Annotated in this window: 8 protein-coding genes and 1 pseudogene; all 9 read right to left on the minus strand. The window is 61.4% G+C overall.

Translation table 11 applies throughout. From position 1 onward, the window contains the following. Positions 1 to 59 precede the first annotated feature (59 nt). The 9 genes and pseudogenes from BN1800_RS32250 to BN1800_RS32290 all read right to left on the minus strand — a co-directional run bounded on the left by BN1800_RS32250 (position 60) and on the right by BN1800_RS32290 (position 13389). Positions 60 to 2858, minus strand: a complete 2799-nt coding sequence (locus tag BN1800_RS32250; protein WP_087003619.1) for a bifunctional acetate--CoA ligase family protein/GNAT family N-acetyltransferase — start codon at positions 2856 to 2858, stop codon at positions 60 to 62. A gap of 180 nt (positions 2859 to 3038) precedes the next feature. Further along, positions 3039 to 4589, minus strand: a complete 1551-nt coding sequence (locus BN1800_RS32255; RefSeq protein ID WP_087003622.1) for a bifunctional aminoglycoside phosphotransferase/ATP-binding protein — start codon at positions 4587 to 4589, stop codon at positions 3039 to 3041. Between the two features lie 156 nt (positions 4590 to 4745). Beyond that, complete coding sequence (locus BN1800_RS32260) at positions 4746 to 7418, minus strand: cation-translocating P-type ATPase (RefSeq protein ID WP_179213952.1); 2673 nt, start codon at positions 7416 to 7418, stop codon at positions 4746 to 4748. A 482-nt stretch (positions 7419 to 7900) separates the two neighbouring features. Then, entirely contained in the window at positions 7901 to 8971 is a 1071-nt protein-coding gene (gene adhP / locus BN1800_RS32265) for an alcohol dehydrogenase AdhP (protein ID WP_179213953.1), read from the minus strand. A gap of 290 nt (positions 8972 to 9261) precedes the next feature. Beyond that, a pseudogene (locus BN1800_RS42985) lies at positions 9262 to 9583 on the minus strand (hypothetical protein); the annotation flags it as partial. A 133-nt stretch (positions 9584 to 9716) separates the two neighbouring features. After that, positions 9717 to 10154, minus strand: coding sequence for an EF-hand domain-containing protein (locus tag BN1800_RS32275; protein WP_087003627.1), 438 nt, complete (start codon positions 10152 to 10154; stop codon positions 9717 to 9719). 92 nt (positions 10155 to 10246) lie between these two features. Beyond that, positions 10247 to 12463: a copper-transporting P-type ATPase gene (locus BN1800_RS32280; protein ID WP_179213954.1), complete on the minus strand. Its 2217-nt coding sequence runs from the start codon at positions 12461 to 12463 to the stop codon at positions 10247 to 10249. Further along, a complete protein-coding gene (locus BN1800_RS32285) occupies positions 12456 to 13133 on the minus strand; it encodes a methyltransferase family protein (protein ID WP_087003633.1) in 678 nt (225 codons plus the stop codon). Before BN1800_RS32285 ends, BN1800_RS32280 begins: the two co-directional genes overlap by 8 nt. Then, positions 13126 to 13389 (minus strand): DUF2933 domain-containing protein, encoded by a 264-nt coding sequence (locus BN1800_RS32290; protein ID WP_087003636.1) that lies wholly within the window; start codon positions 13387 to 13389, stop codon positions 13126 to 13128. The genes BN1800_RS32285 and BN1800_RS32290 overlap by 8 nt, the downstream gene beginning before the upstream one ends. Positions 13390 to 13423 lie beyond the last annotated feature (34 nt).

Consider the following 13423-nt stretch of genomic DNA (forward strand, 5'->3'; position numbering starts at 1 on the left):
GAAAATGGAAGTGGCATGTGCAAACTAGTCATGTGCGGCCTCCGCGGTTGTTCAGAATATCAGGCTAGATTGTTTCTCCGCCGTCGTCCTTGATCTCTCTCAAGCCGGAGTGGGCAATGACCGCTGCCGTTCGTGGCGTCCTGTGACAGATCACGCTTGTTTCGCCCCCCTGCCGCATTTGGATCGGCAAGCCTGAGGCGCACTAGTTCAAGCCCCGCATCACCAGATGAGGTCGCGACCTCAAATCCAAGCTTGCGGCACAACCCGAGCATCTTTGCGTTGCCGCGCAGAACGGAGCCACGGACCTCCGCCAGACCTTCTGCGCGTGCGAACAGCAGGAGCTGCTGCAAGAGCGCCGTTCCCAAGCCGATGCGCTGTTGGTCGCTCCTGACGAGCAGGCCATAGTCGCCCCACTCCCGCCCCGCGTCAATCATGAGACGGGAAACGCCCACAAGCTGCCCTGCCGGATTGATCGCCACGAAGGCCATCTCTCTCTCGTAGTCGATATGCGTCATGCGGACAATTGCCGCCTCGGAAAGCCTGGTCTGCCCAAAGAACCGCATCTGCAAATCGTCTGCCGTTGTCTGCTCCAGCAGCCCCGCATAAAGCTCGGCGTCCAATGGGAGGATCGGCCGCAAGGAGAAGTGTTGCCCCATCAAATTGACGTCGCGGCTCCACCCGACTGGATACGGCCTGATTACCAGGTTCCGGTTAGGCACCGGTTCCCGCAATCGCGATGGATCGATTTCGATGCGGGCGTCGAGCGCGATGACGGTTCGGGGTCCGGCGACCAGCGGATTGATATCAACAGCGCGAACGAACGGAAAATCGACCGCCAGCTGCGAGAGCGCGAAAAGCACGTTCTTGATGGCGTCACGATTTGCGGCTGGGATGTGACGAAAGCCTTGCAGCAGCCGGTCAATACGGGTGGCTTTGATCAGATCGTCTGCCAGGCCATTGTCAAGTGGCGGCAGGCCCATGGCGATGTCGTCGGTCTGCTCGACCGCGACCCCACCTGCCCCGAATAAGATGGCCGGCCCAAATATGGCGTCAGCTGAAAGTCCTGCGAGAAGTTCGAACCCGTTGTCGACCTTGACCATAGGCTGGAGGACATATCCATGGATCTGGTCGGCGAACTCCGCCGCCGTTGCCGCTGCTTTCATCTTACGCGCGGCGCGGCACACCTGGGCCACGCTTGTGAGATTCAAGGCGACGCCGCCAACGTCCGATTTATGGGTAATTGTCCGCGACAGGATCTTCAGGACGATGCTTGGATAGTGCCGCAACATCCTCGTCGCAAGGTGGTCGACGGCTGCGATCGTTTCAGCAACGAGATATTCGGGAACCGGAATCTGGTAAGCTGCGAGCACCGCTTTCGCTTCGATCTCTGTCAGCATCGTCCGGCCCTCGTTGGCCGCTCCTTCGAATATGCGGAAAGCTGCATTTCGATTGAAGCTCATCTCTTTGGCGGTCGAAGCCGTGATGTGCGTGAGCTGCTCCTTGCGCCGGCCCCACTGTGCGAGGATATGAAGCGCCGCTATCGCGTCGTCGGGCATCTCATAGTCCGAGATTCCAGCACTGCGCAGAATCTGGCGGCCATCCCGGGCTGCTTTTCCACCCAAGAGGCAGGTTAGCAACGGCTTGCCGGCCAGTGTGCCCTCCTGCACTATCCCTGCAATCGCGAGGGCGGTTGCAACCGGCGGCGCAGCCTGCACCGGGCAATGCAAGGCAAGAACGGCATCCACTCCGGTATCGGCAGCGATCGTCCTGACTGCTGCAGCGTAACGGTCGGGTGTCGCATCACCCACGACATCGACGGGATTGCTCCTGGACCATCCACCTGGGAGAAGCCGGTCGAGGTCGGCTATCGTTTCTGCCGTCAATGACGCAAGCACTTCACCCTTGTCGAGAAGGCTATCGACGGCAAGCACGCCGGCGCCGCCGCCGTTGGTGACGATGGCGATGTGCGCAGGAGAGAGCGGCGGGAAGCGCGCGGTGATCTCGGCGGCGGCAAACAGTTCCGAGAGCGTCGCGACGCGAATGATCCCTGCCCTCTTCAGGACGGCATCAAGGATGCGGCCGTTGCTGGCGAGTGCGCCGGTGTGGGTCGCCGCCGCAGCAGCTGCTGCCTTATGGCGGCCCGGGACGATGGCGATCAATGGCTTCAGGCGCCCTGCCGCCCGCGCGGCCGAGATGAACTTTCTCGGATTAACGATGGATTCCAGATATATGATGATTGCAGACGTCTCGTGATCGGTTGCCAGGAGATCAATTGCGTCGCCAATATCGACATCGATCATATCGCCAAGCGAGATAACCTGGGAAAAGCCGATATCGTGATCGCCTGCCCAATCAAGAAGAGAACTTACGATGGCGCCGGATTGGGACAGCAGCCCAATGTTGCCGCGGCTGGCACCCGTGAGCACGAAGCTCGCGTTAAGGTTTGCCGCCGGCAGGATCAGGCCAACGACATTCGGCCCGAAAATCCGCAAGCCGTAAGGCTTGCTCGCCTCAAGAGCGGATTGCTTGAGGCCGTTCTTGTCAGACAGTCCTGCCGTGACAAGAACCGCGATCTTGGTTCCCTTCTCTCCCAACTCGCGAAGAAGCGACGGTATAGTCGGGGCCGGTGTCGCAACAATTGCGACGTCCGGCGCGGCAGGCAATGCAGATACGCTTGGATAGCAACTTTGCTCGAAAATTCGCTCGTGTTTCGGGTTGACCGGCCAGATGTCTCCGGCAAATCCGCCGCGCAACACATTATCCAGAATCTTTGACCCGATCGCGTCTGGCCGCGTAGAGGCGCCGATAATGGCAATCGATCGAGGATGAAGCAGCGGCGCAAGGTTCTTGATCGACATTCAGCGCCCTTTCACTGTTAGCGGCACGCGATTATTGGCTCGCGAGTGTTGATGGCCCCGCGAGTCACGCTCGAACGCACAGGATCGACCTTAGCAATGCGGTAGCGGCTAGCTTTGATCCGCATCAAACGTGGACGTCACGTTTGCCGCATTGCGGGCTGGGAGGACCGGCCGGAGATTTCAAGTTCCTGCTGTGGCCGCCGGCTCTTCGGACATCGATCCCGCAAGGATCTCGTCGCAGATGAGATCAGTGTTTTTGGAGGAATCGATCTTGCGCCAGGCGAAGTCACCAAGCTGGCGTGAAAGCTGCATCATAAGCACCTCGAGCCTCGCATCCGAAGGACCAGCTCGCCGGTCCTCCACGCGTTTCCGTAACAACGTAGGATCAGCATCGAGCCAGAACCCGCTGAACCGGATGTTCCGCCGGCACGCTGGTGTCTCGATGGCAGCCCGATGTTCTGCATCATCGAAGACAGCGTCAGCGACGACGCATCCGCCATCGGAAAGAATGGCGTCCGTCCGCAGGACCATTTCCAAATATACGCGTTCAGACACCTCTCGGCGGTAGGCCGCCCTTGGAAGGCGTGTTTCCGCCGGAACGCCGTGCATGGCTTTGCGCAGGCGGTCGCTTTCGACGATGCGCGCGCCCGGCGCCATGCCGATGTGGGAAGCAAGGCGTTCCGCCACCGTTGTCTTGCCGGAACCGCTCAGCCCGCCGAGCGCAATCAGCCGTGGAGGCCTTGCTACGAGCAGCTCCCGCGCCAACTCAAAATAAGATTGGGCTTCGGCGCGCAGCGCTTCGATGTTCGCCTTTGCAGTCTCAGCCTGCGTTGCCGTCACGTGGGCACGGACGGCAGCACGCACTGCCAGGAAAAAAGGCAAGAGGATAAAGCCATCCTCATTGTCGGACTCGTCGAAATAGCGGTTCGCAACCAGATTGGCATGATGACGATGCCCATGATGCCAGAGGTCCATGAGCAGAAAGGCGAGGTCGTAAAGGACATCAACCGTGGCGATTGCGTCGTTGAATTCGATGCAATCAAACAGGCGCGGCTCGCCGTCAAGAAGGCAAATATTGCGCAGATGCAGATCGCCGTGGCAGCGCCTTGTCTTTCCCGCTGCACTTCGCGCTCGCAATCGATCCGCATGCCGTTCAAGCGCACCTCGAAAAAGCCGGTCAAAGGCAACAACCTCATGTTCGGCAAACAGCGTGCTGGTCGCAAATCCCTTTCTGTTGACAGTCAGGACCGCCTTCATGTCGGCGGCGCCATCCCGGCCTTGGGTGACAATTGCATCTTGATGATAGCGCACGATCATCCGCGCTGTGGACGTCATCAGATCGTCCGTCAGTTTGTCGGCTGCCGCAAGCCGGTCAAACAAGAGATCCTGATCAAAGCGGACCATCTCGACGACGGCGTCAATAGACGTGCCTCCTTCTGCGAAACAGACAGCCCCGTTTCTGTCCCTGGAGAGGCTCTTGACGCCGAGATAGAGGCCGGGCGCCGTCAGGCTGTTCAGCTCCACCTCCTTTTGACATGCATTCAAACGCAGGTGTGCGGTCGAGAAGTCGACATAAGGAAGCTTCACCGCCTTCTTCATTTTGTAGGCACGTTGGCCTGCCAAAAAGATCTGCGAGATATGCGTTTCGATCACCTCAACGGGCAAGCTGAGGCCGTACGATTTCGGATCGCTTAGGAAAGCTATCGCCTCCCGCTGGTCGTCGAGACCCATTGCTATCTCCGTCTTTAGTCGTTCATCCGGATGGCGCTCCGCTTGACAGTGGCGAAGAGGTCCCTCCGCCCTTAATGAAGCTCGCAGAGCCATATCAAAGCACGCCGAATGTAACCGCATTGATGAAGATCAACGCTGCCATGCCCCGTTGTCCGGTTAGGACTGCGCATCCAGCTCCGCCTTGAAACGCGAGCCGAAAGCCGGTCGTCGAGCGCTCAACGAAAGCCAGAGCTGCCCTGCAACAAGCGGCAGCAGGCTGCAGCTGATGGCAAGCCCCCAGCCTTCTATGCCTATGGACGCAATCTCCAAGGTTTCCGATAGAAACGGTACGTTGATCCCCGCAAACAACAGCGCAAGGCAAAGCAAGGTGGCATACCAGACAAAGCGGTTTTGGGTCACCGAGTTATACCAGAAGCTACTTCCGCTCTCGCGCATGTTGAAGGTATGCCACAGCTGGGCAAGCGCGATGGTGACGAAGGAAACCGTTGTCGCCTGTTCGGCTGCCAGGCCAAGCCCGCGTATGGAAGAAATCAATGCCAGAAGCGTGGCGCCCGAAATTGCCGCTCCATAGACTGCAACGGCGACCCATTGCGCCTTCGTGAGGATTGCCTCGTTCTGTTGGCGCGGCGGCCGGTCGAGCACATCGTCTTCACCTTCTCCGGCGGCGAGCGCAAAGGCCGGAAAGACATCCGTGACAAAGTTCAAGAATAGAATTTGTAGCGGCAGCAATGCCAGTGGAAGTCCCGTGAAGACAGCAATACCCACAACCAGCACCTCCGCCAGATTGCACGAGAGCAGGTATGCCGAGAACCTGCGGATATTGGCGAAGATGATCCGTCCCTCGCGAACGGCATGCACGATGGTTGAAAAGGCGTCGTCGAGCAAGACCATGTCTGCAGCCTCTCGGGCGACGTCTGTTCCACGTTGGCCCATGGCGACACCGATATCCGCCTTGCTGAGAGCCGGCGCATCATTGACCCCGTCTCCTGTCATGGCGACTACTTCGCCTTCGCGCTGAAAGGCGCCGATCAGTTCGAGTTTTTGCTCCGGGCTCACGCGTGCAAAGATCTGCCTGTGAATGATCTCCTGACGCTCGGCCTCAGACGCGTCACGCAGCAGGGACAGTTCTGCTCCGGTCATCACCGACGCGCCCGGCTCCGTCAGACCAATCGCTTGCGAAATCCCAAGCGCGGTACTCGGGTGATCGCCGGTTGCCATCACGACGCGGATCCCTGCACCCCGCAAAGCGGCGATCGTTTCCGGTATATCGCCCCGCGGGGGATCGCGAAAACCGACAAGGCCGTAGAATACCAATCCGTCTGGAACCGGTTGATCCTGGCCCGCACGCGGATGAAGGGCGACCGCCAGGACCCTCAGCCCTCTTGCCGCAAGTTCTTCAGCGCGACGCAGCCAAACCGCCCGCTGCGCCGCATCAAGCGATTCCATCTCGATGCCGATCCGGTCTGCAGCCGCCAGCACGTCTTCGGGAGCACCTTTTACGGCAGCAAAATAATTGTCGCCGGTCCTGTGTATGGTTGCCATACGCCTGGTTGTGGCATCGAAGGGATGCTCGGCCACTTCCGGAAACGTCACAATCTGTTCCTTGCGGTCAAGGCCCGCGAAACTTCCAGCGCGCAGGAGCGCGACTTCCATCGGATCACCGGTGCCGGAATAGGCATGGGGGTCGTACTCTGCGTTTGAACACAAAACACCAATCAGCAGTGCCTGCATGAGCTCCGGATCAGCCGAGGGATTGACGATGGTGCCTTCCTTCACGATGGAGGCCAGACCATGGTCAATGGAGAAAGCACCTGAAGGCATGAGAATTTGCTCAACCTCCATGCGATTTTCGGTAAGTGTGCCGGTCTTGTCGGTAATGATGACGGTCGTCGAACCGAGCGTCTCGACGGCCGCGAGGTTCTCGACCAGTGCGTTGTGCCGTGCCATGCGCAGCATGCCGCGGGCAAGTGTCAGCGTCGCCACGATCGGCAGTCCTTCGGGGATGGCGGCTACGGCAAGCGCAATCGCCGTTTCAACCATCAAGAAGACCGGCCTTCCTGAAGAGAGCCCGGCCGCGGAAATAGCCGCGGCAAGCACCAGCGTAATCCATATGAGTTGCCGCGATAGAAGCGCAAGCTGGCGTACAAGTGGAGTGTCTCCACCGCTGGCCTCGTCAATCAGTTGAGTAATGCGGCCAAGTTCCGTGGCGAGACCGGTACCCGTCACGATGCCCTCGCCACCTCCGCTCACGATACTTGTGCCTTTAAAGAGCATGGCGTTGCGCTCGTGTAATCCGGCAAGTGCTGAGTCCGGCTCGATCCCCTTGCCGACCGGCACGGATTCACCGGTCAAAGCCGACTCATCGATTCTTAACGTGGCTGAACTCGCGCACCGCATGTCCGCTGCGACGACGTCGCCTGCATCAAGCAGGACAATATCTCCAGGAACCAGTTTCTCCGCCGCGATTTGCTGCGCATGTCCCGCTCGACGTACGCGCGCGTTGCGTTTTCCAAGTCGCCTTAGCGCCTCCAGAGAGCGCACCGCCCTCCGCTCTGTGAAATAGCCGATCGCCGAATTGATAAACAACACTGCAGCTATGGCCACAGCCTGCTGGTACTCGCCGAATGCAAGCGAAAGCGCAGTAGCGGCGGCGAGCAACAGCATGACAGGACTCGCGAACTGCCGCAGCAACAAGCGAACATCCGACAGGCGTTTTTTTGTCGCGAGGGCATTTGCGCCGAACTGCTGCAGCCGCTGCTCGGCGTCCTGCTCGTCAAGCCCGCGGGCCGGATCAACGCCGAGCGCAGCAGCGACTTCCAAGACAGTCATTGAATGAATATTGCGCATGGGCGGTGCGGCCGAGTCCAAATCAGTTCTCCCTCCACTGTCTTTCCGGTCCTCTTTTTTCCGGCGCGGCGCGGACGACTGTGCTGTTCGTCCGGCCGGTCTTCTTTCAGTGCTTGACACGAATATCTGTCCGTCCGCCGACCTTCGCTTTGATGAAGGTCAAGGTTCAAAGAAACTCATGAACATGACTCACCTCACCGTCGTCGTTAGGGAATGAGAATGGCCGCTTCCAGGTTGACCGGAGAGAACTGTACCGCGTCTTCACGGGCAAGATCTGCGAGGGAAGCAAGCTCCCGCTCTTCCCACAAGGTGGCATAGGGCAGCGTCAACTTCCCAAGATGGCGCAGACACGCCAACGGACCTCGATGATGGATATGTGCCGCAGCACCGAGTTTCACGCCTTACCGGCGACAGGAGCGTCTCCGCCGCCTTGGGGTAGCGGAGACACAGTGCAGCGGCTTCCCTCAGGGGCGCCCGTCCCGCGTCGCAGATGCGGTTGCCGGCATGGCCAAGTCGAGCACGATGCGGCCTTCGACCGTTCCCGACTTCAGCCCCGCGAAGATGGTATTGATGTCTTCGAGCGGCACCTTGGCGATCTCGGCGCGGACCCTGCCTTCGGCGGCAAAGGCGAGGGCCTCGTCGAGATCCCGCCTCGTGCCGACGATCGAGCCTCGAACGGTGATGCGCTTCAATACGACGTCGAAGATCGGCGTCGGAAACTCCCCCGGCGGCAAACCGACGAGGCTGACGGTCCCTTTACGGCGCACCATGCGTAGCGCCTGGGAGAAAGCCGGCGAGGAAACGGCGGTCACGAGGATGCCATGGGCGCCGCCATCCGTGGCCTTCAGCACCTTCTCGACGGCATCCTCGGAAAGCGCGTTGACCGCGAGATCGGCACCAACTTCGCGCGCCATCTGCAGCTTTGCGGCTGCGACATCGAGAGCGACCACCTTCAGGCCCATCGCCTTTGCATATTGAATGGCGACATGACCGAGACCGCCGACGCCGGATATGGCAACCCATTCACCCGGACGCGCTTCGGTTTCCTTGAGGCCCTTGTAAGTCGTCACGCCTGCGCAGAGGATCGGTGCGATTTGCGCGAAATCTACGCCTTCGGGCAGGCGGGCGGCGAAGGCGGCGGAGGCGATGACGTATTCGGCAAAGCCGCCATTACAGCTGTAGCCCGTATTGTGCTGATGTTCGCAGAGTGTTTCCCAGCCGGTTTCGCAATATTCGCAACGCAGGCAGGCATCGTGCAACCAGGCGACGCCGACCGGATCGCCCTCTTTGAATTCGGTCACGCCCGGTCCGAGCGCGGCGACAACGCCGGCCGCCTCATGTCCCGGGATGAAAGGCGGTGCCGGGCGAACCGGCCAGTCGCCGTGCGCAGCATGAAGATCGGTATGGCATACGCCGCACGCCATGACCTTGACGAGGATTTCACCAGGTCCCGGAACGGGAACGGGCACGCATTCGATGGACAGCGGTTTACCGAATTCCTTCACCAGTGCCGCCTTCATCATATTGGCCATCATAACCTCCATAGCCTTGCCGGTTTGCGATTGCCGGGTAGAAAATTCGGATCGGGGCGTGCCGGCATTGATCCATCGCAAAATGCCTGCCCGTTCGGACAGGTTTTGCCTGGCGACCATGGAAGACCTGAGTATTGCCGCCGTGACGCTTTATCGCGGCGCCGATGACTTGCCATCACGTACTTCTTCCTGGAGCGCCCTCCTAACCTTCCGCAAAATCACAGCCCGCCCCTTCTGGTCGACAGCCTGACGCAGCTTTTCCTCAAGATCCAGGACGCGTCGGCTGCCACTCGGGAGACTGGAGCGGTGCAGAGCGTTGCCCAGAGATTGTGCTTCCAGTCGGTTCCTGGCTGCGCCGAAACATTGACCGCATAGTCGGCGGATTTGATCCGCACCATAGGCGGCGAGACGCAGCGCGCGCTCGCCTGATGTCCTCCTCGTCCCGGTAGAACACGGTCTCGCCACGGTCGAATTCCGACAGCGTGATGACCACGTCGAAATCGAAGGCCGGGTCGCGGGCAGGCGCGCGCCTCCGCCAGGCTGAGGCTGACTGACCGACCGGCTGCCGCCGAACGAAGCGGTGTCGAAGACGGCGGGTCCTGACGCGGCCGACATCGATGCGGACTTCGCGCACAGGATCAGAGACAGAGGATTCGGCAGATCTCGCCCCGCCGTGGTCAATGCACGCCGACCGGCTTCGCGACTAGACTATCCGCGAAGCCGCCAAGTCGGACTCCCCCGGTCCTTGCTACGGCCGCATAAACGCCTGCATCTCCTCGGTCGTGACCTTGCCGTCGTTGTTCGCGTCTACACTGTCGAAGATCCGCTTGTGGATCGCCGTCACCTCCTCGAAGGACAGCGCGCCGTCTCCGTCGGCATCGGCGACCGCGAACATGATCTTCATCATGTGTCCGCGCATCGCCATCATCGGCATGCCGCCCATCATGCCGGACGGCATCATGTTCCGCCCCATCATCCCGCCAGGCATCATACCGGATCCGCCGGGCATGGCTCCCTGGCCCTGCCCCGTCATTCCGCCGTCCGCGTCGGATGGGGGTGGTGCCTGCGCCGGCGTCGCAGGATGATGCGGGTCTGCAACGTTCGTCTGCGCGAGCGCGAGACCAGTTCCGCCGGCCGCGATCAGCGCGGCTAGCATCACCGCCTTTGGCAATCGTGTCGTCGTCATGTCCATTCTCCTTTTGCGTGGTCTTCTTCGACCTGCGTCCTCCATCCTGCGCAGGACAGGCATTTACACATCATGCTCCGGCGGGCGCTGACCTAGTCCAAGGACGAGCGGCGCAGGCGCAGCGAATTGCCGATGACGCTGACGGAGGACAGCGCCATGGCGGCGGCAGCGATGATCGGCGAGAGCAGCAGCCCCAAGGCCGGATAGAGCACGCCGGCCGCTATGGGCACGCCGACTGCGTTGTAGACGAAGGCGAAGAACAGGTTCTGGCGGATGTTGCTCATCGTCGCGTGGCTAAGCTTGCGTGCGCGAGCGATACCCTGCAGGTCGCCTTTCAGCAGCGTCACGCCGGCGCTCTCGATCGCAACGTCCGTTCCCGTGCCCATGGCGATGCCGACGTCGGCGGCGGCAAGCGCCGGGGCGTCATTGACCCCGTCTCCTGCCATCGCGACGACGCGTCCTTCGCTTCGAAGCCTGGCGACCACCTTTCCCTTGTCCTCCGGCAGGATCTCCGCCTCCACCTCGTCGATGCCGAGCCGGCGGGCCACCGCCTGTGCCGTCGTCCTGTTGTCGCCGGTCAGCATGACGACTCGGATGTTCTCCTCCTTGAGCGAACGCAGCGCCTCGGGCGTCGTCGCCTTGATCGGATCGGCGATGGCGATAAGACCGCCGACCTTGCCGTCGATGGCGACATAGATCACTGTCGCACCCTCGCCGCGCAGCGCTTCGGCCTCGGCCATGAGAGCCGCAAGATCGACGCCTGCGTCAGCCATGATCCGGTGGCTGCCGATGACCAGCTTCCTGCCATCGACCGTACCGGTAACCCCTTTGCCGACGGGGCTGTCGAACTCGCGGGCCTCGCTCAGGGCAAGGCCCCTCTCCTGCGCCGCGGCGACAATGGCCGCGGCAAGGGGATGTTCGCTGGCACGTTCGAGCGTTGCGGCCAACCTCAAGAGTTCCGCTTCGTCTATTCCTCCGACTGCCTTCAATTCGGTTACCTTCGGCCTGCCTTCGGTCAGTGTGCCGGTCTTGTCGACGACCAGCGTGTCGATCTTTTCGAAGCGCTCCAGCGCCTCGGCGTTCTTGATGAGGACGCCCATTCGCGCACCGCGCCCGACGCCCACCATGATCGACATCGGCGTCGCCAGTCCGAGAGCACATGGGCAGGCGATGATCAGCACGGCGACGGCGGCGACGAGGCCGTGGGCAAAGCGCGGTTCCGGTCCCCAGACGCCCCAGGCGACGAAGGCGACGACCGCGATGAGGATCACCGCCGGGACGAACCAGCCCGATACCTGGTCGGCGAGCCGCTGGATCGGAGCGCGCGAACGCTGGGCGTCTGCGACCATGCGGACGATCTGCGACAGCATCGTGTCGCGCCCGACCTTGCCGGCCCGCATGACGAAGCCGCCGCTCCGGTTCATGGTGCCGCCAATCACCTTCGCGCCGACGTCCTTCGTGACCGGCATGGATTCGCCGGTAATCATGGATTCGTCCACGGAGCTGCGTCCTTCCAACAACTCCCCGTCGACAGGGACCTTCTCGCCCGGCCGGACGCGCAGGCGGTCGCCGACCGCGACGGCGTCCAGCCCGACGTCCTCATCTGAACCGTCGTCCCTGATGCGGCGGGCCGTTTTCGGCGCAAGGTCGAGTAGCGCCCGGATGGCGCCGCCAGTCTGTTCCCTCGCCCGCAGTTCGAGTACCTGCCCGAGCAGCACCAACACGGTGATGACCGCGGCTGCCTCGAAATAGATCGCGACCGAACCGTCGGCGGCGCGGAACGTGGCAGGAAAGATGCCAGGCCCGGCCGTGGCGATGACGCTGTAGATCCAGGCGACGCCGGTTCCCATCGCGATCAGCGTGAACATGTTGAGGCTGCGGTTGACGAGCGAGGCCCAGGCCCGCTTGAAGAACGGCCATCCGGCCCATAGAACCACGGGTGTCGCAAGCACGAGCTGGATCCAGCTCGAGAGCTGCGCACCGAGCACCATATGCAGGTTGGTGAGATGGCCGCCCATTTCCAGCGCGAGAACGGGCAGCGACAGGACGAGTCCGATCCAGAACCGCCGGGTCATGTCGGCAAGTTCGGTACTCGGTCGGGCCTCTGCGGTCGTGACTTCCGGTTCGAGCGTCATGCCGCAGATCGGACAGGTGCCGGGGCCGTGTTGCCTGATCTGCGGATGCATCGGGCAAGTGTAGATCACGCCTTCCGGAGCCTCCGGCCCGGCACCTGTCGAGTCGGCCGCCTTCTCGCCTCCATGATGGCGATGACCATGGACATGGCCTTCGTGCATGTGATGATCAGTCATGGACTGCTCCTCCGCGATCGCTTCCAGCCGCATTCGTTCCGCGGCCGAACCTCGGAAGGAACTGAGGAACGGTCCTGGCATAGGCGTCCCATTTGGATCCAAACTCGGCCCGCGAGGCCACCTCCTCCCGCTTCGCAAGGCGAATATAGACCCATACCAGCACCGGGAACATGACGAGCGTCACCAGGGTCGGCCATTGCAGCAGGAATCCGATCATGATGACGACGAAGGCGTCGTACTGCGGATGGCGGACGCGCGCGTATGGCCCCGTGGTCGCCAGACGGCGGTCGCGCTGGGCGGCATAGAGCACATGCCAGCTTGACGCGAGCAGCCAGAAGCCGGCGACGATCAGGATGTTGCTTGCGAGATGGAACGGCCCGAGATGCGGGTTGACGCGCCAGCCGAGCGTCATCTCCAGCAGGTGGCCGGCGTCGTGCGACCAGAAATCGACGCCCGGAAAATTCCGCCCGAGCCAGCCGGACAGCAGATAGATGGTCAGCGGAAAGCCATACATCTCGGTGAAGAGTGCCACGACGAAGGCGGAGAAGGCGCCAAGCGAGCGCCAGTCCCGTTTTGTCTCGAGCCTCGTGAAGCTCGCGGCGAAGACAATGAACACCATGGAATTGATGATCACCAGGCTCCAGAGTCCATAGGCGGGAGTGTCAGACATCTTCTTTCTCCTTCGGCTTGTGTGGCGTCGTGCCCGCTCGATGGGTCGAATGATCTTGACCGGTATGGCCGCCGTGTCCGTGATGCATGAACATATGCATGAGCGGGCAGGCCAGGATGAGAAGCCAGGGCAGGACGCCGAGGACGTGGACGCGGTGCTCATAGGCTACGAGCCCTGCCGCGATGACGGCGAAGGCGATGAAGACGGTTCGGCTGTACGTGCTCCATGCCGACGGATAGGAATGGTTCTGATTCATGAGGATGCCTCGGTTCCTTGGAGTTGCACAAAGG

Origin of the sequence: Rhizobium sullae, from assembly GCF_900169785.1 — a bacterium.
Lineage (GTDB): Bacteria > Pseudomonadota > Alphaproteobacteria > Rhizobiales > Rhizobiaceae > Rhizobium > Rhizobium sullae.

What these genes read in the sequence shown, in the direction of transcription:
- BN1800_RS32250 (WP_087003619.1), bottom strand. Translation starts at nt 2,858, where the DNA reads ATGTCGATCAAGAACCTTGCGCCGCTGCTTCATCCTCGATCGATTGCC.
- BN1800_RS32255 (WP_087003622.1), bottom strand. Translation starts at nt 4,589, where the DNA reads ATGGGTCTCGACGACCAGCGGGAGGCGATAGCTTTCCTAAGCGATCCG.
- BN1800_RS32260 (WP_179213952.1), bottom strand. Translation starts at nt 7,418, where the DNA reads ATGACTGTCTTGGAAGTCGCTGCTGCGCTCGGCGTTGATCCGGCCCGC.
- adhP (WP_179213953.1), bottom strand. Translation starts at nt 8,971, where the DNA reads ATGATGGCCAATATGATGAAGGCGGCACTGGTGAAGGAATTCGGTAAA.
- BN1800_RS32275 (WP_087003627.1), bottom strand. Translation starts at nt 10,154, where the DNA reads ATGACGACGACACGATTGCCAAAGGCGGTGATGCTAGCCGCGCTGATC.
- BN1800_RS32280 (WP_179213954.1), bottom strand. Translation starts at nt 12,463, where the DNA reads ATGACTGATCATCACATGCACGAAGGCCATGTCCATGGTCATCGCCAT.
- BN1800_RS32285 (WP_087003633.1), bottom strand. Translation starts at nt 13,133, where the DNA reads ATGTCTGACACTCCCGCCTATGGACTCTGGAGCCTGGTGATCATCAAT.
- BN1800_RS32290 (WP_087003636.1), bottom strand. Translation starts at nt 13,389, where the DNA reads ATGAATCAGAACCATTCCTATCCGTCGGCATGGAGCACGTACAGCCGA.